This is a genomic window from Parabacteroides johnsonii DSM 18315 (assembly GCF_025151045.1).
In the GTDB taxonomy this organism is placed as follows: domain Bacteria; phylum Bacteroidota; class Bacteroidia; order Bacteroidales; family Tannerellaceae; genus Parabacteroides; species Parabacteroides johnsonii.
On record NZ_CP102285.1, the window covers coordinates 4,061,141 to 4,087,071 of the forward strand.

A 25,931-nucleotide genomic window follows, 5' to 3' on the forward strand; every position below is an offset into this window, starting at 1 on the left:
TTACTTCTAAGTGAATATATAGCTGTTGCAAAAAATTAAAAAATTGATTATTGTCTTGATTGCTGTTGTAATTAAGGATAAAAGTAATAGATAAAATTTGGATGAAATTTTATCTACTTAGAAAGGATATTGAATTCAAATAAAGGGATGTAGTTGATGAAATACGCACCAATTATAATAAGTGTTTATGATCGTTTGGATCATCTAAAAAAATGTATTGAGTCTTTACAAAAAAATGAGTTGGCTTGTTACAGTGAATTGTATGTGATTTCAGATGCAGCGTATAAGGAGGAACATATTCCTTTAATAGATGCAGTTCGAACCTATATTAATGGTATTACAGGATTTAAAAAAGTTTATCCTGTATTTCGAGAGAGAAATATGGGAGGAAATCAATCAATCCGCTTAGCATATCAAAATATACTTCAGATTTATGACTCTTTTATTTCACTTGAAGATGATATTGTTGTATCATCTGATTTTCTCCAATACATGAATACTGCGTTGGAGTTTTATAAAAATGATGAACGGATCTTTTCAATCTGTGGATTTAAAGCTCCCTTCCTTTTACCTAAAGATTATAAAGGAGACGTCTATTTTTATCCATGTAATTCTCCATGGGGAATTGCTACTTGGAAAGACCGTTGGGAATCGGTCAATCATGACTATTTTGATCGTTATTCTGAATTGAAAAAAGATTCTGAAAAATATAAAGCTTTCACTTCTATCGGTTTTTATATCAAAGGTATTTTGCAAGCTGATTCTCGGAAAAAAATTGTAGCTGGGGATTTACGTGTTTATTATCACATGTTCCAGCACAATATGTGTTCAGTCTTCCCAGTTGTCTCTAAAACTCAAAATTGGGGATTTGATGGAACAGGTGAACATTGTGGTAATAAGGAAGTTTGGTGGGCAAAACCTGAGTTGGATACGAGAAATCAGCCAACGAAGTTTATTCCATTTAATGGATATAATGAAGAACTACTTCTAAATCATCGAAAATTTCAAGATAAGATTAATGGTGGTCTAATTGCAAAATGGTTGAAATATACATGGGTACATAGACTTTGGAAAAAAATCAAGAAGGTATTGGCATAGTATTGTTTGGGGTATTGTAATAGCTTATGGATAGTAAAGCAAATAAGTGTAGAATCTGTGGTAATGATATTGATAATCGTGAGTATACTGTAAGGAAAAATATGTTTCATATTTATGATGAGTTTTTATATTTTAAATGTGCAAATTGTGGATGTTTACAAATAAAGGAATATCCAACGAATATATCGAAATATTATCCTTCAGACTATTATTCTTTTTCGAGGAAAAAGAAAACACTTCATCAGATAATTGTAGACTTTTTGATGAAGTGTTCATTATCTTACCGGATTAATAGACTAAACTTGATTGGTTTGTTTGCGATTAGATATAATGATTATTATAAATACCAACTACCTTGTTTTGATAAAGGAAAATGTGATTACTCCTCCAAAATATTGGATATAGGTTGCGGAACGGGTACTTTGTTGATGCAGTTAAGGGGATTTGGATTTTCTGATTTAACAGGGATAGATCCTTCATTTCTACAGATATCATTTATTCTAATGGTGTAAGAATTTGGAAAAAGGATATATATGGCTGTATTGGCCAACAATATGATTGTATCATGTTGCATCATTCGTTTGAACACATGGCAGAACCGAGGGATGTATTTGCAAAATTGAAAAACATGTTATCCGATAAGGGTAGGATTTTGATTCGGGTTCCTTTATGCGATTCATATGCTTGGCGTAAATATAATACGGATTGGTGGCAGTTAGATGCTCCTCGGCATTTTTATTTGCATACAGTAAAAAGTATATCATTGTTGTCTGCTGAATTTGGTTTGCAAATAGAAAATATTTATTATGACTCCCATGAATATCAATTCATAGGTTCTCAGATGTATCGAAGTGAAAATAAAGTGATTTCTCGTAGGGATATGGGATACTATAAGGGAATGGCTGCATTATTGAATGTGATTTCGGATGGTGATCAGGCTTGTTTTGTCTTAAAAAAGAAGTAAAGAATATATGAATGTTATAGAGAAGATTTCGGTTGTCATGTGTACTTATAACGGTGAGAAGTATATTCGGCAGCAATTAGATTCTATTTTACAACAAACATACCCGATTCATGAGATCATTATTAATGATGATATATCAACAGACAAAACTGTTGATATAATAAAAGAGTATATGATTCGACATGATAATATTCATTTGTTTGTAAATTCTAAACGTTTAGGAGCACACCCTAACTTCATGGTTGCTCTTGAAAAAGCTTCAGGGAACTATATTGCAATATCTGATCAGGATGATATTTGGGAACTGACGAAGATTGAAAAACAAATAGCTTGCATAAAAGGCTATACTTTGTGTTTTTCCTTGAGTAGGGCTTTTGGTGACGGGGTGGAGGCTTATACTGAATGTCGTGTGCCTAATACAAATGTGTTTCGTTTGCTGTTTTATCCAGTTATTCCTGGCCATGCCATGTTGTTTGAAAGGTCTGTTTTGTCTCATATTCCCAAGACGGATTATGTAGTGTATGATCTCTTGCTGGCATTAGCAGCTAATCTCTTTGGGGGTATTGTGGCTTGTCCAGAAGTTTTGAATCTCCATCGGAGGCACAACAGTGCTTTTTCTTATTCGATGCCTAAAAATTACAATAAATCGATTTTTAATGTTTTCAATTATATATGTAGTGGAATAACAGGATATTTTCAAAAGAGAGATAAGATCAGAAGGCACTTTTCAGCAATGAATTATCTTTTATCTGCTTTTGATCCTAATGGACAGGATGAATTGTTAAAAGATGCGCTTTTATTTTCTCAATGTATGTTTAAAGGATCGTTTTCTTCGATACTGGAAACTAGTCGTATATGCTTCAAAAGGCGGAATGAAATATTTTATGCGAAGACTAAAGATAATACGACATTGAAAATAAGAGCTTTACTATGGCCATTACTTTGTAGTGAGTATTATTGACTATGTTTTTTCTTTTTTAGGGAAGATCGTAAACGTAATGAGAAATATAAAAGAAATCTAAACTCACTGGTTCGAAGTATTTTAACATGGTGAGTATGTCTGTTGCACTTTATAATACGAGTAGGGCAATGTTATTTGTTGGCATTGTAGGAATAGAAGAAGTTGAAAAATTAGTAGAAGAAATGCAAAGTTTCATATGATGAAAGATGGGAATTGTGCTCGTTATCCAATTTATATTCTTAAGTGAGCGGATAGAGTTGGAAGTGTATGACTGATTTATTAGGATTCTCATGTCTGTAAGATAATAAAACAGCTAAATACAAAGGGGACATAAAAAGAGCGGGAACACGCAAGAATGGATATTGGAATGTAAAGGTTGGGAAATGAAAATTGTCATCTTAAACACATCTGAACGTACTGGAGGGGCAGCCGTAGCTGCCGGGCGTTTAGGTAAGGCATTAAGACAAGCCGGGATACAGGTTGATAAACTTATCCGTGAAAATTCTTGGTTGAACCGTTTCCGATTCTATTGGGAGCGGTTGATTATTTTTTTATGTAACCATTTAAATCGTAAGAATCTGTTTGCGGTTTCTATCGCCAATACCGGAATGGATTTATCCGGACATCCTTTGGTAAAAGACGCTGATATTATCCATCTTCATTGGATTAATCAGGGTTTTCTTTCATTAAAGGATATAGAAGAATTGGTGAAATTGAACAAGCCTATTGTGTGGACTATGCATGATATGTGGCCTTGTACAGGTATTTGTCATCATGCAAGAGATTGTGAAAAGTTCCAGATGGGATGTGAGTCTTGTTTCTTTTTAAAGTCGAAAGGTAAGGATCTCTCGACTTCTGTCTTTGATAAAAAATTGTCCTTGTATAAGGAGGCCAATATAACTTTTGTCGGTTGTAGCCGATGGTTGTCCGGCAGGGCAAAAAAAAGTTATCTGCTACGGGATAAGACGGTTTTGTCTATTCCTAATCCGATCGATACGGAGGTTTATCATCCGATGGATCAGGATATGGCGCGTGAATTATTGGGGTTACCTTCAGGAAAGAGACTTTTATTATTTGGGGCGTTGAATGTTACAGACAAGCGTAAAGGAATTGATTATTTGATCGAGGCTTTAAGGAAAATAGAAAAGCAGGATGTGGAGCTTGTCGTTTTCGGACAAGTAAAAGATGATATCCGAGGCCTTTTCCCCGTGCCAATTCATTCGATGGGATATTTGTCGGATGAATCTAAAATCGTAGCATTGTATAATGCAGTCGATATGTTTATCACTTCTTCCTTAGAGGAAAACCTTCCCAACACAATCATGGAGTCGATGGCGTGCGGAACTCCTTGTGTCGGATTTGAAATTGGCGGTATTCCGGAGATGATCGATCACAAGATAAATGGTTATGTAGCCAGTTATAAGGATGCCAGCGACCTCGCTAACGGTATCCGGTGGGTTTTGGAGCATGAAGATCAGCAGGCTCTTTCGGATGCTTGTGTGAAGAAAGTACAGGAGAATTATACGGAGGAAGTGGTTGCAAAACAATATATGGCTTTATACAAACGCTTACTTCATCAAAAAAAATAGAAACAGCTTTATGCTACAACCGACATTTTCAATCATAACGATTACCTATAACGCCGTGCGTCTGGTGGAGCAGACGTTGTTGAATGTGCTGAGTCAGTCCTATCCGAATATCGAATATATCGTGATAGACGGTGGTTCGACGGACGGGACGGTGGATATTATCAAACGGTATGAATCGGGCCTTGCTTATTGGGTGAGCGAGCCGGACAAGGGGATATACGATGCCATGAACAAGGGGCTTCAAAAGGCGACGGGAGATTATGTCTGGTTTATCAATGCCGGTGATTCTCTTTGTTCGTCCGATACGGTCCAGTCGGTCGTTTCCAGGTTGCAGAAGAGGAAGACTTTGCCGGATATTATCTATGGAGAGACGAATATCGTCGATGAGGAAAGGCGGTCGTTGGGACTGCGCCGTCTCAGGGCTCCTCGGAAGCTTTCGTGGAAGAGTTTCAGGATGGGAATGCTGGTTTGCCATCAATCGTTCATACCAAAACGTACGGTTGCTCCGTTATATGATTTGCAGTATCGCTATTCGGCCGATTTCGATTGGTGTATCCGCTGCATGAAGCAGGCTCGTTCGTTTTGCAATACGCATCTCATCCTGTCCGATTTCCTGGACGGCGGGACGAGTACGACGCAAAGAAAAGCATCATTGCGAGAGAGGTATGCGATTATGTGCAAATATTATGGTACTTTTGTTACGGTTTTGCTCCATGGGTGGTTCGCCATCCGTTTTTATACGGCTAAATGTCTGAAGGGGCGGGTTTGATAGTATGAATTTTAATGAGACATATATGAAGGATTTGCTAAAGCAATGGGGGAAACACGTTGTTGCCCTGATCTTGTTTTTGGGACTGGTGATGGTCTATTTTTCACCGGCGGTGTTTGATGGGAAAGTAATCATGCAAGGTGATAATATCAAAGCGACCGGAATGGGACATAGCCAGATGGATCAATACGCCAAAACGGCACAGCCGGGTGAGTTCAGCGTCTGGTCGGATGCGATGTTCGGTGGGATGCCGTATGTGACAGGATATGGGCAGGCCGCACCGAGTATGCCTTCTTATTCGATTGTGGATGGTTGGTTGAAAAAGGTGGGATATGGCGATGCAGCTATGGTTTTCGTCGGATTGGTATGTTTTTACCTGCTGATGTGTGTCATGGGAGTAAACTGGTGGCTTGCGATTGCCGGGGCGTTCGCTTTTGCATTCGCATCTTATAATATCATTATTATCGAGGCGGGGCATATCGTGAAAGCCTATGTGATCGGTTATATGCCGGTGACGTTGGCCGGTATGGCTTTGCTTTTCAGGCGCTCCTATCTGTGGGGAGCCGTCTTGTTCTTGTTGGGGGTAGCCTTGTCTCTGGCAAACGGGCATATCCAGATCACCTATTATCTGGTACTGCTTTGCGTACTGATCTATTTAGGGTATGCGATTAAAAAGATCCGGGAGAAAGCGTATGGCGAATGGTTGAAGACTTCCCTGATTATGGCGGCCTGTGTCGTATTGGCTGTATTGCCTAATGCGCAGGGGATGTATTCCAATTGGGACTTGGGGCAGCACTCCATCCGTGGGGCTTCGGAGCTGACGCCGAAACCGGATGCTTCGGGAAAAGTGGAGAAGGCTTCCACCGGTTTGGATAAGGATTATGCTTTTCAATGGAGTTACGGCTGGAAAGAGTTGATGACCGTTCTCGTACCGAACGTATATGGTGGTGGTTCGGGAGGCACGTTGGACAGTTCGTCCGAGTTATACAAGGAATTGAAGAAAAACGGGGCCCAGGTGGGGAAAGAAGTACAAACCTATACCTATTGGGGGGATAAGATATTCACTTCTGGACCGGTCTATTTCGGGGCTTTGGTCTGCTTCCTGTTCGTCTTGGGAATGTTCGTGATCCGGAACCCGATGAAATGGTGGCTGTTGGCAGGATCGGTGTTCCTGACATTCCTTGCGTTGGGACGTAATTTCGATTCTTTCAACGACCTGATGTTCCATTATCTGCCTTTATACAATAAGTTCCGTACGGTCGAGATGGCGTTGGTAATACCGGGATTGGTATTCCCGATTGTCGGCATTTGGGGATTAAAAGAAATTTTGTCACAGAAAGTGGAGGAGGCCCGTTTGAAAAAAGGATTTCTTTGGGCTTTGGGGTTGACCGGAGGCCTTTGTGTGGTCCTTTGGCTGATGCCTTCCTTGCTGTTGGATTTCCGGTCTGCCTATGATGCACAGTTCCAGAACCAGGTTCCGGAATGGTATTACACTGCCTTATTGATGGACCGTGCTTCGCTGGCTTCGGCCGATGCGTTGCGTTCTTTGGTCTTCATCCTGCTGGGAGCCGGGCTGCTTGTCTGGTTCTGGAAAGCGAAGAACAAGAAGACTGCGGCGACTTTCGTGAGCGCAGGTGTGGCAGTTCTTATTTTGATTGATCTTTGGACGGTGGACCGCCGTTATCTGGATGACAGCAATTTCGTTAAGCAACAACCGGCGGAGATGTATAAGGAAACAGTTGCCGATAAAGCAATCCTGCAGGACACGGGTTCGACTTTCCGTGTGTTGAACATCAATAACCCATGGCAGGAAACGAATACTTCCTATTATCATCATTCTATCGGGGGATATCATGCCGTCAAGTTGCGCCGTTATCAGGAGTTGATCGACCATCGGTTGGACGGTGAGTTGCGTGGGATTATCGGTGCTTTGCAGAAGGCACAGACGGCTGGGGATGTGATGTCCGCGCTGGCTGCTTGTCCTTCCTTGAATATGTTGAATACCCGCTATATCATCTATAACCCGGAACAGCAGCCGTTGAAGAATCCGTATGCATTCGGGAATGCCTGGTTTGTGGATAAGTTGGATATGGTGGAGAATGCAGATGCCGAAATAGAAGCCTTGAATACGATCGATCCGCTGGAAACGGCAGTTGTGGACAAGCGTTTCCAGAAGGATCTGGAAGGATTTGTTCCGCAGAAAGACTCAACCGCAACGATCGTGTTGGAAGAATACCGTCCGAATCGTCTGATTTATAAGAGTAAAACCGATAAAGAACAATTGGCAGTCTTCTCCGAAGTTTATTACCAGCCGGGTTGGAAGGCAACGATCGATGGCAAGGAAGTGCCTCATTTCCGTGCAGACTGGATTTTGCGTGGCATGCGTGTGCCGGCAGGCGAACATACGATTGTATTCGAGTTCCGGCCTTCCGGTTATGTAACGGCTGCATACGTTTCTTCCTACAGCTCGTTCCTGATTCTGTTATTACTGATCGCTGCGATTGCTTGGTCGGGATGGAAATATTGGAAAAAGAGTAAAGAATAATATTGACACACCCTCCGACTGTCTTTGTTATCACGACGACCGTCCTCATCTCGATGAAGTCAATGTTCATGTGGGATGAAGACGATCGTCGTAGAAATGAAGACGGTCGTCATGATAACGACCTTTGGTGTCTTTTATTTGTAGAACGTCTTTTGGAATGCCGAAAACTCCTTTTTCTTCAGAACCAGCCTGTTCCAGGCGGCATCTAAGAATCCGCATCCATATCCTATTAACTGGATAAAGGAGGCAATAATCGATAAGAATCCGATTTTGAGGCTTTTATTCTGAATCGAAGAATCCACAAAGATCAGCAAGCTGAAAAGTCCGAGCGGCAATAAACTCCAAGTGCAGAAGAGGCTTCCGACCAGGAAGAAAAATACTCCTAAAGTAAAGACTGCCGGTAATAGATGTACCAGTTTAAGCGAGTCCGGATATTTCTTGTACAAATTGATACGGGCGATTCCGGAATTATAAACCTGGCGGAAAAACTTGCGCCAGTCCGTGCGTCGCTTGTGATATACCCAAGCCGAGGGAAACAGGCATACTTTGTAGCCGTTCTTGAACAGGCGGATACTGAGATCAATATCTTCGCCGAAGCGCATGGCTGAAAAGCCCTCCAATGCCTCGTATGTACTTTTCCGAATCCCCATGTTGAAACTACGAGGGTAGAACTTATCCATCTTCTTTTTCCCTCCACGAATGCCACCTGTCGTAAAGAAAGAGGTCATAGAGTAGTTGATGGCTTTCTGTACATCCGTAAAGCTGTCAGAGGCCTTGTCCGGCCCCCCGAAAGCGTCCGCCCCAGTTTCCTCCAGTTCCTTGTTTACCGATTTGATGTAGTCGGGAGGCAGAATGCAATCCGAATCGAGAACGATTAGGTAATCTCCCTTACTCTGCTTCGCCCCATAGTTGCGGGCATTGCCCGGACCACCATTCGGAATATAACAATAGGAAACATCCAACCTATCCTTGAAAGCCTCGGCCACATGCTGGCAAGTTTCCTTCGAACCATCTTCGACGATGACGACTTCGAAGTTTGTTTCACTCTGCCGCGTAAGGCTGTCCAACAACTCTTCTACCTCGTTGGGACGGTTGTAGACAGGGATGATAAGAGATAAATGGGGTGTTGCCATATTTATGAGTTTTTTAAAATGTAATATCCGCAGGTTGTATAGAAATTACGGATATAGGGGATATTCAGGAATCTCCATAGTCTTCGAGGATGGAGATTGAATTTCGTTTCGTAATTCGGGTTGATGAAATAGAGGACTTCTTCGGCTATCCGGTATTTCTCTTTGTGCACAATCGAGAGAAAACGTTCCAGTGAAATGCCGGTATCTTTGATTTCCAAAAGTCCTCCGGGATTGACACTCCCCCATTCCAGTACTTTTTTATATACGGGGCGAGGTAGCAGGTGGAACCAGGGTAAATGGCTTAGGAACTTGTTATTGCAAATCTGCTGGTGACCTCCGAACGGATTCTGCCAGGGAGGGAAAGCCACGAAAATAACGCCGTGGGGATTTAAGAATCTCTTTATAAAAGGCAAGAATAATTCTTGGTTTGGGATGTGTTCTATCACATCCCGGATGATGATAATGTCGAACTTGTTGTGCAGTTCGGTTACTTTGTAGATATCTTCGCAGATCAGTGTCAGGTTTTTGTTGTTGGTGTGTGCGCTGTAGATTTCTTTTGCGATCTCAATCTGGCCTCCGTTGATGTCTATACCTGTTACTTGGCAGCCGAGGTCCAGAAAAGGTTTTATGTTTCCTCCTTCTCCGCAACCGATTTCAAGAATATGGGAATCAGCCGTTATCGGTTTATGCTTTTCAATGAAAGGTATTACATATTTTTGTGTTGTAATACTTTGTTCGTTGAAATATAGTTGTCTGTCAGCGTGTCTTTTTTGCATATCTACAAAATAAAAATGAGGGTGTGCCGAAAGTTTTCATGCTTTTGGGCACACCCTCAGATATATTAATATCTGTAATGTTCGGCCTTATAAGGTCCTTCGACCGGCACTCCGATATAATCGGCTTGCTTCTGTGTCAACTTGGACAGTTTGACGCCGATGCGCTCCAGGTGGAGGCGGGCAACTTCTTCGTCCAGGCGTTTCGGTAAGCGGTAGACACCTACTTCGTAAGGCATTGTCCACAAATCCATCTGGGCTAATACCTGGTTGGTGAAGGAGTTGCTCATTACGAAAGAAGGATGGCCGGTCGCGCAACCCAAGTTCACCAAGCGGCCTTCTGCCAGCAGGAAGATGGAATTGCCGGTCGGGAATGTGTACTTGTCGACCTGCGGTTTGATGTTGGTGTGCTTGATGTTCGGATAGTTCACCAGCTTATCGACCTGGATTTCATTGTCGAAATGGCCGATGTTGCAAACGATGGCTTGGTCTTTCATTTGGGCCATGTGTTCGATGGTGATGATGTCGCAGTTACCGGTGGTCGTAACGAAGACGTTACCTTCCTTGACGGCTTCTTCCATCGTCGTCACTTCGAAGCCTTCCATTGCAGCCTGTAAAGCGCAGATCGGGTCGATCTCCGTAATCAGGACACGGGCTCCGTAAGAGCGCATGGAGTGGGCACAGCCTTTTCCTACGTCGCCATATCCGGCAACCACCACGACTTTACCGGCGATCATCACGTCGGTAGCGCGCTTGATACCGTCGGCCAGTGATTCACGGCAACCGTACAGGTTGTCGAATTTCGATTTCGTAACGGAGTCGTTGACATTGATAGCCGGAACCAGCAGTTCGCCTTTTTCCATCATCTGGTACAGGCGGTGCACGCCGGTAGTCGTTTCTTCGGAAACACCTTTCATTTCGGCGATCGTGCGGTGCCAGCGGGTATTGTCTTCAGCCAAGATACGGTTTAAGGTATCCAGGATAACCTGTTCTTCGTGATTGCCACCTTTGCGGTTGATCGTTTCGGCATCGTTCTCTGCACGGTAACCCATATGAACCAGCAGGGATGCGTCGCCACCATCATCCACAATCATGTGCGGACCTTTGCCGTCGGGGAAACGGAGCGCCATGTCGGTGCACCACCAGTATTCTTCCAGTGTTTCACCCTTCCAGGCGAAAACGGGAACACCATCGGCAGCGATGGCTGCGGCGGCGTGGTCCTGTGTAGAGAAGATGTTGCAGCTTGCCCAGCGGACATCTGCTCCCAACGCAACTAATGTTTCGATTAACACTGCGGTCTGAATCGTCATGTGCAGTGAGCCGGTGATACGAGCTCCTTTCAGAGGTTTTTGATCGGCATACTTCTTGCGAAGTGCCATAAGTCCCGGCATTTCGTGTTCGGCGATCTCGATTTCTTTACGACCGAATTCAGCCAAACTCATATCTGCCACTTTATAAGGCAGATTAGTTGGAAATAATTGTGACATAAATTGATACTAAATGATTATGGAGCAAAGGTAGTAATATTTTTTTTATTTTAGTCTTTTTCGGAAGGAGATGGGAGGAAGTGTGGTCTTCCTTGTAGTGTGTTTGGATTTTTGTGTAAGTGTAATCTGTTTTCGACAACGTCGTGTATATATTCGACAATGTCGTGTATATGTTTGACGTTGTAGAACATATACACGACATTGTCGAAAACAGATTAGACGCCCGTCTAATCGGAGCCGGATGCTTATGCAGGCGTGATTCCCTGGTCGGCTAATAACTTCAAGCCCAAGTCCTTCAGTTTGAACTTCTGGATTTTTCCGCTACCGGTCATGGGGAAAGTGTCGACGAAGAATATATACTTCGGAATCTTATGCCGGGCGATCTTTCCGCGGCAGAAATCCTTGACGATATCTTCCGTCATGGTGACACCTTCGTGCAGGATGATAAAAGCTCCCACTTCCTCACCGTATTTCTTGGATGGAACAGCAGCGACCTGTACATCTTTCACGCCTTTCAGGTGATAAAGGAATTCTTCCAGTTCACGAGGGTAGATGTTTTCTCCTCCCCTGATAATCATATCTTTGATGCGTCCGGTGATGCGGTAGTTGCCATGTTCGTCTTTCACGCCCAGGTCGCCACTGTGCAGGAAGCCGTCTTTATCGATGACTTCGGCTGTCGCGGCAGGGTTGTTGTAATAGCCTTTCATGGTATTGTACCCCCGGTTGCACATTTCACCTTGTACGCCTACCGGACATTCTTCACCCGTTTCCGGGTCGATCACGCGAACTTCGGTAAATTCGTAATCACGGCCTACCGTATTGTAGCGTACTTCCGCCGGATCGTCGATGCGCGAGTGCGTCATACCGGGCGATGCTTCCGTCAACCCGTATACACTGGTCACACGCATGAACATTTTTTCTTCCACCTGTTTCATCAACTCTACGGGGCAAAGGGAGCCTGCCATGATGCCGGTGCGGAGGGAGGTCAGGTCGAACATGCTGAACATCGGATGATTGAGTTCGGCTATGAACATGGTCGGAACGCCATAAAGGGCCGTGCACCGTTCTTTGTGGATGGAGGCGAGTACGACCAGCGGATCGAATTTTTCGACCATGACCTGTGTGCATCCATGTGTCAAGACGTTCATGGAGGCGAGCACGACACCGAAACAGTGGAACAGAGGGACGCAGCAGCATAGTTTGTCGTCTGCCGTGAATTTCATGTGTTCTCCTGTCAACAGCCCATTGTTGGCAATGTTATAATGCGTCAGCATAACCCCTTTGGGGAAGCCGGTTGTGCCGGATGTATATTGCATATTCACGACATCGTGCGGGGTCACCAGCTTTTTGGCTTCCACTAACGTTTCGTCACTGACGTTTTCACCTAAAAGCAACAGCTCGGGAGTGTTGTACATCCCTCTGTATTTCTCCTGTCCGATGTAAACTACATTCTTCAGTACCGGGAAACGTTTGCTTTTCAGGTAGCCTCGTTGCGATTCTTTCAGTTCGGGCAGCATGGTGTACATCATGTCGACATAACTGCCATCAAACACCCCGTCGGTGATGCACATCGTATGGATATCCGCATTCTCGACCAGGAATTCCAGTTCGCTCTGCTTATAGTTGGTATTGACGGTAACGGCCACTGCTCCGATCTTGGCGGCGGCATACAGGAATGTAAGCCAGTCCGGGACATTGGTTGCCCAGATACCGACATGCGTGCCATGTTTGATCCCGATCGAAAGCATTCCTTTTGCCATCCGGTCTACACGTTCGTTGAATTCCTTCCAGGTGAAACGGAGGTCGCGGTCGGAATATACCAGATATTCTTTATCGGGTGTCGTTTCGGCCCAATGCTCCATCCACTGGCCGAGTGTCCTGTCTTGTAATTGTATTTCCATAGAGGCAGCAGATTAATAGGGGGTATAGATGACTCCGAGGATTTTCGCCGTATTGTCGGCGGCGGCATGTACATGGTGGGCGACGATGGAATCGTAGTAGATGCTGTCTCCTTCCTCCAGGATATAGGTATTCTTGCCATAGTTGATTTCGAGGACGCCTTCCAGTACATAGATGAATTCTTCCCCTTCGTGTGTGGAGAGTACGAAATCCACTCCGTCTTCACTCGGAGCGACATCGATCAGGAACGGTTCCATATGGCGGCCCGACTTGTCTTGTGACAGCGAATGGTATTCCATGTGCTTGCGTGCCTTGCTGTCGTTGTTGCTGAAACCGATGCTGTTCGTGTCGTTGCTATCTTTCTTGCGGCAAATGACGGGGCCCAGTTCGGACTGGTCGTCCAGGAATGTGCCCAGGCGTACGCCTAATACGCGGGCTATCTTAATAAGTGGGGCGAGAGACGGAAAGTCTATATTGCCCTCGATACGTTCTATTTGTTCGATACTCAGACCTGAGCGTTCAGATACTTCCTGGGTAGAAAGTTGCTTGGATTCACGGATGCTTTTGATTTTAGCTCCTATGATTTTGTTATTTCCCATGAGCATTATATGTTTATTGTTTGTTGAATCTTTTAATTTGTAACAGAATGGCGCAAAATTACATTAAATTTTCATTAAACAAAGGTGTTAGGTAAAAGAAAAAAGGATGATCCCCGTGGAGACCATCCTTTTGTAACTTCCTGCGAAGAAATTGTTTCTTACTTTCTGATGCCAAGTTCTTTGATGATAGCACGATATCTTTCGATATCTACCTTGATCAGATAATCCAGTAAACGACGACGTTTACCAACCAGCATCTTCAGAGCTCTTTCAGAGCTATGGTCTTTGTGATTAGCCTTCAAGTGTTCAGTCAAATGTGCGATACGAACTGTGAACAGTGCGATCTGGCTTTCTGCAGAACCTGTGTTCGTTGCAGATTTACCATACTTTTCGAAAATCTCTTTTTTCTTTGCTGAATCTAAAAACATGATTCTTGTGTACTTTAATAAATTAATACTATGTTATCTAAGCGGGGACAAAGGTAGGGATTCATTTTTGATTGACAAATCTTTTTATGTATCTTTTTTTATTTTGAAGTGTCAATGTCATATACTTCTCGCAAATTTATTGTATTTTTGCGGCCAATAAATTAGTTTTCAATGCAAAAGATTAGAAACATCGCGATTATCGCGCACGTAGACCACGGTAAGACAACGCTCGTGGATAAGATGTTATTAGCCGGTAAGCTTTTCCGTGAAGGACAGGCAGAGCCGGATCAGTTCCTGGACAATAATGACCTGGAACGCGAACGAGGGATTACGATCCTTGCCAAAAATGTATCTATTAATTATAAAGGTTATAAAATCAACATTATCGATACTCCGGGACACGCCGACTTCGGAGGTGAAGTGGAACGCGTATTGAACATGGCTGACGGTTGCTTGTTGCTGGTCGATGCTTTCGAAGGACCGATGCCTCAGACTCGTTTCGTGCTTCAGAAGGCTATCCAGTTAGGCTTGAAACCGATTGTGGTCATTAATAAGGTAGACAAGCCGAATTGTCGTCCGGAAGAGGTGCAGGAAATGGTGTTCGACCTGATGTTCAGTCTTGATGCAACGGAAGAACAGCTCGACTTTCCGACGATCTACGGCTCTGCCAAGCAGGGTTGGATGTCGGAAGACTGGAAAGAGCCGAAGGAAGATATTACCGCTTTGCTGGACGCTATCATCCAGTATATTCCGGAACCCGAGGTATTGGAAGGCTCTTCCCAGATGTTGATCACTTCGTTGGACTATTCCAAGTATGTAGGCCGTATCGCTGTGGGGCGCGTGCATCGTGGCGAACTGCGCGAAGGACAGGACATCATGCTTTGCAAGCGTGACGGTTCGATGGTGAAATCGAAGATCAAGGAAATCGACGTTTTCGAAGGGCTGGGGCGTACGAAAGTAGACGCTGTCCAGTCAGGCGATATCTGTGCGATTATCGGTGTGGAAGGTTTCGAAATCGGTGAGACGATTGCTGATGCCAATGATCCGGAACCGCTGCCGACGATCGCTATCGACGAACCGACGATGTCTATGTTGTTTACGATCAACAATTCTCCGTTCTTCGGGAAAGATGGCAAGTTTGTGACATCCCGCCATATCTATGAACGTTTGATGAAAGAGTTGGACAAGAATCTTGCCTTACGAGTGGTGCCGACAGATTCTGCCGATTCCTGGTTGGTGTACGGACGTGGTGTCCTTCACTTGTCTGTCCTGATCGAGACCATGCGTCGTGAAGGTTACGAGTTGCAGGTTGGCCAGCCGCAGGTTATTATCAAGGAAATCGATGGCCAGAAGTGTGAACCGGTTGAACAGTTGACAGTCAATCTGCCGGAAGAATGTTCCAGCCGTATCATCGACATGGTAACCAAACGCAAGGGTGAAATGACGATGATGGAAAGCAAGAACGACCGTATGCATCTGGAGTTCACGATCCCTTCCCGTGGTATTATCGGTTTGAACAATGCTGTTCTGACTGCATCGGCCGGTGAAGCGATTATGGCACACCGTTTTCTCGAATATCAACCGTGGAAAGGTGAGATCGAACGCCGTACGAACGGTTCTATCATCGCGATGGAAACGGGTACTGCCTATGCGTATGCCTTGAACAACTTGCAATCCCGCGGACGTTTCTTTATTTCCCCTCAGGAAGAAGTATATGCCGGTCAGGTGGTTGGTGAACACACGAAAGACAATGACTTGGTGGTTAACGTGACGAAGTCGAAGAAACTGACCAATATGCGTGCTTCCGGTTCGGACGATAAAGTATCTTTGGCTCCTCCTACGGTGTTCAGCTTGGAAGATGCTTTGGAATATATCAAAGGCGATGAATATGTAGAAATCACCCCGAATAGTATGCGTATGCGTAAGATCATCCTTGACGAACTTGAACGTAAACGTCAGGGAAGATAAGGATCATCACGACATAATCGCGCCGATAATGCAAATCATAGCTGGATTTGCGTTATCGGCGTTTTTTGCTTTAATTCCTATTTGTATTCAAACGTGGTATGGTTATCGATTGTCAAATTAATAATGAATAATATCAAAAAGTAAGGGGAGGCATTTGCGTATACTGATTATTTTTGCCCTATTAAGTAAAAAACTTTAAAGGAAAATGAAGAAAAAAGTATATACAGCGTTCGTATGTCTTTGTTGTACCGTGGCGTCTCTCTCTGCCCAGAAGCGCGTAGTAGAATTAACAGATCCGAACGAAAGTTGTACGAGTATTGCTGTCGGCAAATTGGCGACGACTGATGGTTCAGTCATGACCTCGCAGACATGTGACGGGACTTCGCGTACTTGGATGGAGGTCGTGCCTGCCCAAAAGTGGGCGGATACTGCAAAACTCGATCTTTATTGGGATCTCCGTCATACGGAAAGCAAAAACGATCGGTTGGGAGTGAAACTGAAAGGTTCTATCCCACAGGTACCTTATACATTCGCTTACTTGAATACCGGTTATCCTTGTATGAACGAGAAACAGCTGGCGATGGGAGAAACGACTATCGTTGGCCGTAAGGAACTGCGCAGTCCGAAAGGCTTGTTCCATATCGAAGATTTACAGGGGATTGCTTTGCAACGTTGCAGTACGGCACGCGAGGCGGTTTTGCTGATGGGACGCTTGGCAGAACAATATGGTTATCGTGATGGCGGGGAATGTCTGACGGTTGCCGACAAGAGGGAACTTTGGTTTTTCGAGATTACAGGTGCGGGTCCGGAAGATATGGGGGCTTTGTGGGTCGCCCGACGCATACCGGACGACCATGTGACGGTTTCGGCTAATACACCTCGTATTTCCGATGTTGATTTCGGGGACAAGGATAATTATATGTATAGTGAAGGACTGAAGGAGAAAGCACGGAAGTTAGGGTATTGGGACGGAAAAGAACCTTTCAAGTTCTGGAAAGTAATCCATGAAACGGGGAAGAAGCCTTTTACTGTCCGGGACCTTTTTGTTTTGAAAACGTTGGCTCCTTCTTTGAACCTGACGATGGATATGGAGGAGCTACCTTTGTCTGTCAAGCCTGAACAGAAAGTTTCGTTGGCGGATATGAACCGTTTGCTGCGTGAAACATATGAGGGTACGGAATGGGACATGACGAAAGATATAATGGTAACGAAGAAGATTAAGGATAAAGACGGAACCGAGCGTGATACGACATATAAAAGCCCGTTGGCTCAAAATTGGATGACGAACGATATGTTTGAATTCCTGAACGCGCAACGTGGTGAAAAGAAGATAGAAAAACAGCGGACGATATCGGTTGTTTGGTGCGCTTATTCATTTGTGATACAATGCCGTGACTGGTTACCGGACGAGGTGGGCGGTGTTTGCTGGTGGTCGGAAGATAATCCGGGCGAAAGTCCCAGGGTACCCTTATTTGCCGGGATGACAGATGTCCCCGAAAGTTTTAAGGTTTGTGGACATAAGCGTTACCGTCCTGATGCTGCCCTTTGGACTTACCGGCGTACGAACCGTCTGGCCCAGGTGAGTTGGGGACATGGCCGCAAACTGATTGAACCTGCCGTCCTCTCTTTCGAGCAGAAGGCGGCAGACGAAATGCCTCTGATAGAAAACAAGGTGTCGGCGCTTATGCGGGAAGGCAAGAAGGACGAAGCCCAAGCTTATCTTACCCGTTATTCCTTCGATTTTATCTATTCGACTTTGCGTTGTTGGGAGGAAATGGAGGGACAGCTTTGGCATAAGTTCGGACGGGGGTTCTGATCGAGATCTCTTTTTAGTGCGAGTTTTTCTTGGCTTTTTCCCGCTGCTTTTCGATTTCTTTCCGGTAGGAGAGTGGGTTTATGCCGGTTTTACTCCTGAAAAAGTAAGAAAAATAGTCGGCCGATTCGAAATTGAGCTTCATTGCGATGTCTTGGATTGACATCTCCGTACTGCTCAGCAAATCTTTGATCTTGCTTAGTTTCAGTTGCAGCATGTATTGGTGGGGAGCGATCCCGGTGTATTGCTTGAATGATTTCCTAAAATTGGAATAGCTCATGTTGATGGATTCGGCAATGTCTTCCGGTGTGAACTTGTCGTAGATGTTTTCTCGCATCAGTACGCATGCCTCCTGTATCTTCTGCATGGAGACCGGTCCGTAATCCTGATTTTTGTTGATCGAATAGATCAAGCCGATCGTATGCATCGTAATTCCTGCTAAAACAGCCTGGAATCCTGACTTCTGTGCCCTGGCACAGTCAAGCATTTCCCCGAAATGCTTGACAATTTGGTCGTTCATGCCGATATGAAATATAGGATTTGCACGATTAATAATTCCATTTAATAATTTTTCAAAATAATCACCTTGGAAGGTTACGTAATATTCATCCCAACCTATGTTGGCAATAGGTTGATAGCTATGCCATTGTCCGGGGAAAATAAAGAAAGCGTCTCCTTTTGATATTTTCTTTTCAAGGCAGTTGATGGAAGTAAAAGTTCCCTCTCCTTTTACAATATATACAAGTGCGAACTCATCAATGATTCTGCCTCGGTCGGGATTAAATGTATATCCGATAGGGTGACCTTTAAGGGGATAACTGCCTTTTGGATCAATAGACTGAAAGCCTATGCCGCTAATAGACATTCCCCAGATGTTCTCATCATTATTTGTCGGTAAGTACTTTATGACATTATGTTTACTGCGATCAAAATCCATTTGGTGTTTATTTTGAGTATTTCAGAATAAAATGTTTCTCTCTTGGAAGATTACATTTATCTCTGTTTACAAAGGTATTAAATTTATTACATCTGTCAAAAAGCAAGGGAAAAATATCATTTTTTCATGATTATAAAGATAATAAAGGCAGACATTTGTGAAAATAAATATCGTTTAACCTAATAAGTTTGGAGATTATGAGAAATCGAATTCTATTTTTGCTATGTTTCCTATGTGTGGGATTGCAAGCATTTGCCCAGATTTCTATTTCAGGAAAAGTGGTTGATGCAGGAGGGCTTGAGCTTCCAGGCGTAAATGTGATGGTAAAGGGAACGACTATCGGTACATTGACCGATGGTGATGGAAAGTTTACGATTCCAGATGTTCCGGGTGGCAGTAATGCCGTATTGGTATTTTCTTATGTCGGTTTCCAGACACAAGAAATAAAAGTAGGGAATGCTAAAAATCTAACTGTGAAATTACAGGAAGATAATATGGCATTGGATGAGGTTGTGGTGGTTGGTTATGGCACATCCCGTAAAAAAGATTTGGCAGGCTCTATTTCCAGCGTTAAATTGGATGATTCCCCGTTGACGCAGTTGGCAAACGTAAATGCTTTGGTTGCATTGTCAAGCAAGATTCCGGGCTTTAATTATTCTCCGACGACAGATGCCGGTGGTGATAATACGGCTTCAATGACGATTCGTGGTATGAATTCTATTATTACAGGTCCTTCGGAAGCAAGCTTGAACAAACCGTTATTGGTTGTCGATGGTTCTATCTTTAATGGTAGTATCAACGAAATTGCCATGACGGATGTTGAATCCATTGATGTCCTGAAAGATGCCAGTTCTGCTGCTATCTACGGTTCACGTTCTGCAAATGGTGTAATTATTATTACAACAAAACGTGGTCGTTCTTCCAAGCCGACGGTTAATCTGGATGCTTATTACGGAATTCAGAGTTGGACGAGAAAACCGCAGATGGTAACGGACCAAAATGAATTTTTGAATCGTCGTCGTGAAGCGATGATTGCTGCCGGTTCGATTGATCCGAGCGTAGGTTTAGACGCCGCACAGTTATTGAATGCAGAAGAACTGGAAGTCTACAACGCTGGTGGTTGGGTTGATTGGATTGATGAGGTCTCTCAAAATGCGCAGATTCAGAATTATAATCTGAGTATTTCGGGAAATGCTTCGGATAAAGTGAATTATTATCTGTCAGCCGGTTATATGAAACAGGATGGTCTGATTGTAGGTGATGATTATAAAAAGTTGACTTTCATGGCTAAAATGGATGCAAAAGTTACTGAGTGGTTGACGGTTGGTATGCGTGCTTCTTATTATAATGCCTCTAATCCTGGTCAGATCGCAAACATTCAGTCTGCAACATGGTTGTCGCCTTATAGCCATAAGTATGTACGTTATGATGGTTATACTGATTGGTATGAAAGATATGCAAATGGTAATGTTGCCAGTCCGTTCTGGAGTTCTTCCGAAACTACTTCCTATTTGTGGACAGATCGCGATAAGAAATATGATAACCTGAATGGAACAGGATTTGTACAGATCGATTTCCCGTTTGTAAAAGGTCTGAGCTATAAGTTTACCATGAATGCTGTAAAGAATACGAGCAATATTGATATGTTTGTAAACCCTCAATATTTTTTGGATACAAGAAAAGTAGAGGAACTGGCTGATCCGTATAAATATACGGCGGAGGCAAATGGTAAATCGGAGATTAACCAGACGTATGCGTGGACCATGGATAATGTGTTTACTTATACGAAAGATTTCGGAAAGAACCATTTGGATGCGATGCTCGGTTATACGCGTGACGCCACTCATCAGAATCAGTTGAAGACTGCTTATAGTGGTTTCAAACTGCCGACTGTATTAGGCTCGTACGGACAAAATTTGGCAACGACTCAGCAGATTAACAAGACATTGAAGGAATGGCAGAATGTCGGTTATATGGCTCGTGTCAATTATAACTATGCAAATAAGTATTATCTGACGGCGAACTTCCGTCGTGATGGTTTCTCTGGATTTGCAAAAGGTAGTAAATGGGCTAACTTCCCAGGTGTGTCTGCAGCTTGGACATTGTCCCAGGAAGATTTTATGCAGAATGTAATTCCGGGATTGAGTTTCTTGAAGCTGAGAGGATCCTATGGTTTGACCGGTAATCAGAGTATCGAAGCCTATGCTACATTGGCTACAGTCGCTTCCGGTTATACTTGGTATGATGCATCTTCTTTGTATATCTATCAGAATTCGTTGGCAAATGAGGAATTGACTTGGGCGACAACTAAAACGGGTAATTTCGGTCTTGATTTCGGATTCTTGGACGGACGTATTTCCGGTTCTATTGATGTTTATAAATCAAAGACAAACGATATGCTGCTGAACCGTTCATTACCTTATATGACCGGTTTTTCGGAAGCAAAGTTTAATGCGGGGGAAGTGATGAACCGTGGTGTCGAATTGGCTTTGAATACAATCAATATAAATGGGGACGGTAAAGATAATTTCCGTTGGGAAAGTGGATTGACTTTTTATCGTAACAAAAACAAGATTGTTCACCTTTTTGGTAAGGATGCTAATGGCAAGGAAGCAAACGATACGGGTAATGCGACAACAAATGGCTATGAGACTGCTCGTGCATTGGTTATAGGCGAGTCGATCAATGCAGCATGGGACTTGAAAATGTTAGGTATCTTCCAGTCTCAGGCTGAGATTGATAACTATGTAGATGCAAATGGTAATAAGATTCAACCTGATGCTGTACCTGGTGATATCAAATTCCTGGATTATAATGGCGATGGTAAGATCAGTACGGATGACCGTCATTGTATTGGCGATATGGATCCGTTGTTCACGATCAATTTGAGCAATACGTTAAGTTGGAAGAATTTTTCTCTGTATTTCAACTTCCGTTGGGATGCTGGTAATAGTTCTCATTTTATCGGTAGTGACCCGTTCGGTAATTACCATAATACGGCAACGACATCAGGTGCTCAGTTGAAAGTAGCTCCATGGAGTGAAAATAATCCGACAAACGACCATCCGCGCCTAGGGTATGTAAACACCTATTCCTATTATTTCTGGTCGCAACGCCAGTATTTGAAACTGAAAGATTTAAGTCTCTCTTATACATTTGACCAGCCGTGGGTAAAAAAAGCTAATATTCAGAATTTACGTCTTTATCTGAGTGGTACGGACTTGTTCACTATTACTGGCTGGTCTGGTCTGGATCCTGAAACAGGTGGTACGATTGCTGCAGGGCCTGGTAGTTCTCGCTATGGAAGTAAGCCTGCTTATCGGACAATTACAATTGGTGCTAATATAACATTCTAAAAATGAACGGATATGAAAATTAAAAATATATTATTAGGAACGGTTGTTGGCTCTTTGTCCATGTGTGGATTAGTTAGCTGTGACAATGATTTCCTGGAAGAAAAGTCATATGAATATACTTCTTCGACATCTTATAATACACCTGCAGAATTGGATATGGCAATCGGTTTTCTGCATGGTCGCATCCAGTATTTGTTTTTTGGTGTATGGGGTAATCATAACTACTTTATGACAGGTATGGGGCTGGACACCTTTGCTGCGACAGACCAGAATTATATTACAAGTAACTGGAAGACGTTTACTCCTGACGAACCGGGCTATTCACGTCACTGGTATGATAATTTATGTCAGATCATTCAACAGTCGAATGTTATTATTGAAGCGATCGATACCCGTGATATCAAATGGGATAGCGAGGCACAGAAAAAGGAAGTTCGGGCTGAAGCGATTTTTTTCCGTGCATGGGCTCACCGGTGTTTGGCTGGAATGTATGGTGATTCTCCGATTATACTGGAACCGGCTCGTTCTGCGAAAGTGGATTATGAACGCTCTCCTCGTATCGATGTGTGGAAACAATGTGTTGAAGATTTCGAATGGGCAGCTCAAAATTTACCGTTGACAACAACGAAAAACGGTCGTATCGTAAAAGCGGCAGCTGACCACATGCTGGCTGAAATGGCCATTTGTATCGGTGATTATGATAAAGCGATTGCGGCGGCAAAGCGTGTAATCGATGGAACGGACGGAGATTATCATCTGATGACGGAACGTTTCGGAACCCGTGCGGGTGAGGCTACAGACCGTTATGGCAATCCTCATAGTTCTTATTGGGACTTGTTCCGTATGGGGAATTTTAATTATCAGGAAGGAAATAAGGAAGCAATCTGGGTCGCTCAATATGATTATGAAGGACGAATCAGCAATACCGGTGGCGGTGGTGTTGTAAGTTGGGGTTCTGCTCCTGCAAAATGCCATATTGAACAGGCTTTTGTTTCCAATTTCTATAACGTGGATAAGAAAAGGACTTTATCGAATGGTGAAATTATTCAGATATTCGGTTGGGGGGCCGTAACCTTTACGAATAGTAAGGCAGACTATGACGCGAATAAGAATAAGTCGAATGTGGCAACCGACTCGACAGGGTACGGTGGTGGTGGAACTTGCCACCCGACTGAATGGTTCTTGGGTGATCTGTGGAATGGCTGTGGTAGTGATGTTCGTGGCTCTGAAGAGATGATTCAGCGTAATCTGTATCAATCGGGCGGCAAGCCATGGAGGCAGGCTATTGATGAAGCGAAGGCCTTATATGAATCTAAAAAAGCTGCCGGTGATCCGGATGCCGATCTTTATAAAGTAACGGCTAATGATACGGTCACTCTTTTCCCGCGTATTTGGAAATTCGGTACGGATAAACATGTAGATGGTGACTATCGCCGATATGATCCGGATTGGTATGTAATTCGTCTGGCTGAAACTTATCTGTTGTTGGCAGAGGCATATTTGAATAAAGGAGATAAGGCAAGTGCAGCAGAAGCTATCAATGTTGTTCGTGCCCGCGCCAAAGCTCCGTTGTGTACGGCTGCTGATGTGACGATAGACTATATTTTGGATGAACGTGCCCGTGAACTGTATGGTGAAGAGCATCGTGCGGTGACATTATCCCGTTTGTCAACTAAGGAAAATCCGATTTTAGTACAGCGTACACGTAAATATGGATATCGTTTCCCGGCCGCAACAAACGAACTGAAAGATGCAGGTCCTAATATTCAGGATTATCAATGGCAATATCCAATACCATTACAGGTAATCGAAGCGAACTCGGGTGCGAATTTCCCGCAGAATGAGGGGTATTGATCTGAATTATCTGTATAAACTAATAAAGGCCCGGTGGCAGAAAAGCTTCCGGGCTTTTACTTTGTATCGGAGTTAGGCGGTACGGATAAATCCATAATACCAATAGGTGTTTCCGTATTTTTGGCGGAGTACATGATCTGTATTCGGACGCTGTGACATCAGTACACCGAAATCTTCGAAAGCTTGCCTGCAGATTGGGCTAACCGGGTAGTTGCGGGTGGCCTCCAAATGAGGAAACATGAGGTCAACCACTAATAGAGCTTCTTGATAATGAACTGGTATCGTTTCACTATGTGGAAAGTATTGCTGGAATAAATTATAGAAACCTTTTAGATCTTTGCTCAAAAGAACGCCGCATAATAGATAGTCGAGCGCTTTGCGGTTGGTAGTATCGGCTTTTACCGCTTGTGTCAGAAGAATCAGAGGGGAAGATGCATCGATAATGAAATCTTCCTTGTAGGCTTCTTTGAATGTTGTTAGAGAGGTGGAGAGTCGTTTGGTCCGTTCTTTTATCCATTGTTTGTGACAGGTGGAGGTCTGTAATATGTCCATATATTTCTGGGCTAGGGGAAGATTCCCGAATTCTGTTTGCCAGTCGATCATCCTTCTGAGTCGGGAGAAAGAGAGACCTTGCGGGGACATGGCATTTGCTTGTGCAAGTTGATGGAGAGCTTCGTGTTTTAGTCCGAGGGAATAGGCGAAAAGACTGTTGAAATTAGCTCCGTCTAATTCATTTGCCGGAAAATAGATACGGTCTGCCGATTGTACCGGATAGTGGAAGAGTTGTTCCGGCAGGATACCTTTCTCACTGAGGGCAAGCATCAGGTAAGGATGATAATAGGCTTCGCTAATGTTACAGGTATGGATTGTTTGCAGTACCTGGTCCCATTGTTGTTCTTCCGCATGCCGTTGTATAGCCAGGCGTTTCTCCCTTTCCTGATTAGGGGAGGAGTAAATGCTGTAACAGCTGAATGCGATTAACAGAAGGGGGAGTGCGAAGGAGATATAACGGTTCCCTTTTCGGTCGGAGAGGAAGACAGAACAGAGCGGAATCAGGAACAAGGCATAATATATGTAAACATATCGCATTCCATATTCCGGATTGATGAAGGTGTACAACTGATTGGTCGGGGTGTAATAAATAAAATTTTGCCATAACAGAGGCCATGCGGTAACGAGTATCAGATTTATAGCCGGTAATATAGGAAAGCCTTTTTGTTTGAAGGAAATACGTTCGAAAACAACTCCATACAGATATAATAAGAGTAAGCTATTTTCTGGTAAAAGGAGATACAAGAAAGGAATAGCGATCAAAGCGCTGATATGCCGTATGATTTTGTTCTGGAGGAAAAGATAAAAAGCGAGTGTCAGAAGGAACAGATTGTATTGTAATAGTGCAGATAAGTTCCAGGCATATTGATAGATGCAGAACATAATAACCGGAATGATGATTACCCATCTATGCTGTGTGGCATTCCATTGCCGCAAGTAGAGTAGGGTAATAGCTGCAGTAATCAGAAGCAAACTTGTTTCCACGAAAAGTCCCAGTGAGAGCGGGTGGTAGAACTGGGACAAAAAATTAGTTAGCAGACTGTTCCATCCTGCTGGAGCAAGTAGATAACCTGACAGGTAGTCATTTGTCGCCAGGAATAATTCGCCTGCTTCTTGATAACGAGTATATTCGGGATAGAACATATATTCGATAATGAGTGCATAAATACTTGACAGGATCAGAAGTATGATGTTTTCTTTTTTCAT

19 protein-coding genes are annotated in these 25,931 nt (G+C 43.5%); 11 read left to right on the forward strand and 8 right to left on the reverse strand.

The window, feature by feature from the left end; genetic code table 11:
* The first annotated feature begins 156 nt into the window (after nucleotides 1-156).
* The 7 genes from NQ564_RS16615 to NQ564_RS16645 all read left to right on the forward strand — a co-directional run bounded on the left by NQ564_RS16615 (nucleotide 157) and on the right by NQ564_RS16645 (nucleotide 7,926).
* The gene (locus NQ564_RS16615; protein WP_008147068.1) at nucleotides 157-1,098 is read left to right on the forward strand and encodes a glycosyltransferase family protein; all 942 of its coding nucleotides are present in this window, start codon (nucleotides 157-159) and stop codon (nucleotides 1,096-1,098) included.
* A gap of 26 nt (nucleotides 1,099-1,124) precedes the next feature.
* Nucleotides 1,125-1,610 carry a class I SAM-dependent methyltransferase gene (locus tag NQ564_RS16620; RefSeq protein WP_008147069.1) on the forward strand — a complete coding sequence of 162 codons (486 nt, stop codon included), beginning with the start codon at nucleotides 1,125-1,127 and terminating at the stop codon, nucleotides 1,608-1,610.
* Nucleotides 1,611-1,687: 77 nt separating this feature from the next.
* Nucleotides 1,688-2,062, forward strand: a complete 375-nt coding sequence (locus NQ564_RS16625) for a class I SAM-dependent methyltransferase (protein WP_260056735.1) — start codon at nucleotides 1,688-1,690, stop codon at nucleotides 2,060-2,062.
* 7 nt (nucleotides 2,063-2,069) lie between these two features.
* Nucleotides 2,070-3,023: a glycosyltransferase gene (locus NQ564_RS16630; RefSeq protein ID WP_008147071.1), complete on the forward strand. Its 954-nt coding sequence runs from the start codon at nucleotides 2,070-2,072 to the stop codon at nucleotides 3,021-3,023.
* 383 nt (nucleotides 3,024-3,406) lie between these two features.
* Entirely contained in the window at nucleotides 3,407-4,612 is a 1,206-nt protein-coding gene (locus NQ564_RS16635) for a glycosyltransferase family 4 protein (protein WP_217802993.1), read from the forward strand.
* A 10-nt stretch (nucleotides 4,613-4,622) separates the two neighbouring features.
* Nucleotides 4,623-5,381: a glycosyltransferase family 2 protein gene (locus tag NQ564_RS16640; protein ID WP_008147074.1), complete on the forward strand. Its 759-nt coding sequence runs from the start codon at nucleotides 4,623-4,625 to the stop codon at nucleotides 5,379-5,381.
* A 25-nt stretch (nucleotides 5,382-5,406) separates the two neighbouring features.
* On the forward strand, nucleotides 5,407-7,926 hold the full coding sequence (locus NQ564_RS16645; RefSeq protein ID WP_039848052.1) for a YfhO family protein: 2,520 nt from the start codon (nucleotides 5,407-5,409) through the stop codon (nucleotides 7,924-7,926).
* A gap of 134 nt (nucleotides 7,927-8,060) precedes the next feature.
* Here NQ564_RS16645 and NQ564_RS16650 read toward each other — a convergent pair whose 3' ends face one another.
* From NQ564_RS16650 to rpsO, 6 genes are all read right to left on the reverse strand, one after another.
* Nucleotides 8,061-9,059: a glycosyltransferase gene (locus NQ564_RS16650; RefSeq protein ID WP_008147076.1), complete on the reverse strand. Its 999-nt coding sequence runs from the start codon at nucleotides 9,057-9,059 to the stop codon at nucleotides 8,061-8,063.
* Between the two features lie 2 nt (nucleotides 9,060-9,061).
* Complete coding sequence (locus NQ564_RS16655) at nucleotides 9,062-9,835, reverse strand: class I SAM-dependent methyltransferase (protein WP_008147077.1); 774 nt, start codon at nucleotides 9,833-9,835, stop codon at nucleotides 9,062-9,064.
* Between the two features lie 65 nt (nucleotides 9,836-9,900).
* Entirely contained in the window at nucleotides 9,901-11,319 is a 1,419-nt protein-coding gene (ahcY, locus tag NQ564_RS16660; RefSeq protein ID WP_008147078.1) for an adenosylhomocysteinase, read from the reverse strand.
* A gap of 245 nt (nucleotides 11,320-11,564) precedes the next feature.
* Complete coding sequence (locus tag NQ564_RS16665) at nucleotides 11,565-13,220, reverse strand: AMP-binding protein (protein WP_008147079.1); 1,656 nt, start codon at nucleotides 13,218-13,220, stop codon at nucleotides 11,565-11,567.
* A 12-nt stretch (nucleotides 13,221-13,232) separates the two neighbouring features.
* Nucleotides 13,233-13,817, reverse strand: a complete 585-nt coding sequence (locus NQ564_RS16670) for a helix-turn-helix domain-containing protein (RefSeq protein ID WP_008155791.1) — start codon at nucleotides 13,815-13,817, stop codon at nucleotides 13,233-13,235.
* A 158-nt stretch (nucleotides 13,818-13,975) separates the two neighbouring features.
* Nucleotides 13,976-14,245, reverse strand: coding sequence for a 30S ribosomal protein S15 (gene rpsO, locus NQ564_RS16675; protein WP_005635554.1), 270 nt, complete (start codon nucleotides 14,243-14,245; stop codon nucleotides 13,976-13,978).
* 171 nt (nucleotides 14,246-14,416) lie between these two features.
* Between rpsO and typA the strand changes: the two genes are divergently transcribed.
* Together typA and NQ564_RS16685 are read left to right on the forward strand one after the other, a co-directional pair.
* Nucleotides 14,417-16,213 carry a translational GTPase TypA gene (typA, locus tag NQ564_RS16680; protein WP_008147086.1) on the forward strand — a complete coding sequence of 599 codons (1,797 nt, stop codon included), beginning with the start codon at nucleotides 14,417-14,419 and terminating at the stop codon, nucleotides 16,211-16,213.
* 205 nt (nucleotides 16,214-16,418) lie between these two features.
* Nucleotides 16,419-18,029, forward strand: coding sequence for a dipeptidase (locus NQ564_RS16685; protein ID WP_008147087.1), 1,611 nt, complete (start codon nucleotides 16,419-16,421; stop codon nucleotides 18,027-18,029).
* Between the two features lie 13 nt (nucleotides 18,030-18,042).
* On the opposite strand, the gene NQ564_RS16690 is transcribed toward NQ564_RS16685, so the two are convergent.
* Nucleotides 18,043-18,963: an AraC family transcriptional regulator gene (locus NQ564_RS16690; RefSeq protein WP_008147089.1), complete on the reverse strand. Its 921-nt coding sequence runs from the start codon at nucleotides 18,961-18,963 to the stop codon at nucleotides 18,043-18,045.
* A gap of 197 nt (nucleotides 18,964-19,160) precedes the next feature.
* On the opposite strand from NQ564_RS16690, the gene NQ564_RS16695 reads away from it, so the two are divergent.
* Together NQ564_RS16695 and NQ564_RS16700 are read left to right on the forward strand one after the other, a co-directional pair.
* Entirely contained in the window at nucleotides 19,161-22,319 is a 3,159-nt protein-coding gene (locus NQ564_RS16695; protein ID WP_039848009.1) for a SusC/RagA family TonB-linked outer membrane protein, read from the forward strand.
* Between the two features lie 12 nt (nucleotides 22,320-22,331).
* On the forward strand, nucleotides 22,332-24,173 hold the full coding sequence (locus NQ564_RS16700) for a RagB/SusD family nutrient uptake outer membrane protein (protein ID WP_008147092.1): 1,842 nt from the start codon (nucleotides 22,332-22,334) through the stop codon (nucleotides 24,171-24,173).
* Between the two features lie 72 nt (nucleotides 24,174-24,245).
* Here the strand turns inward: NQ564_RS16700 and NQ564_RS16705 are convergent, their stop codons facing one another.
* On the reverse strand, nucleotides 24,246-25,931 hold the full coding sequence (locus NQ564_RS16705) for a DUF6057 family protein (RefSeq protein ID WP_008147093.1): 1,686 nt from the start codon (nucleotides 25,929-25,931) through the stop codon (nucleotides 24,246-24,248).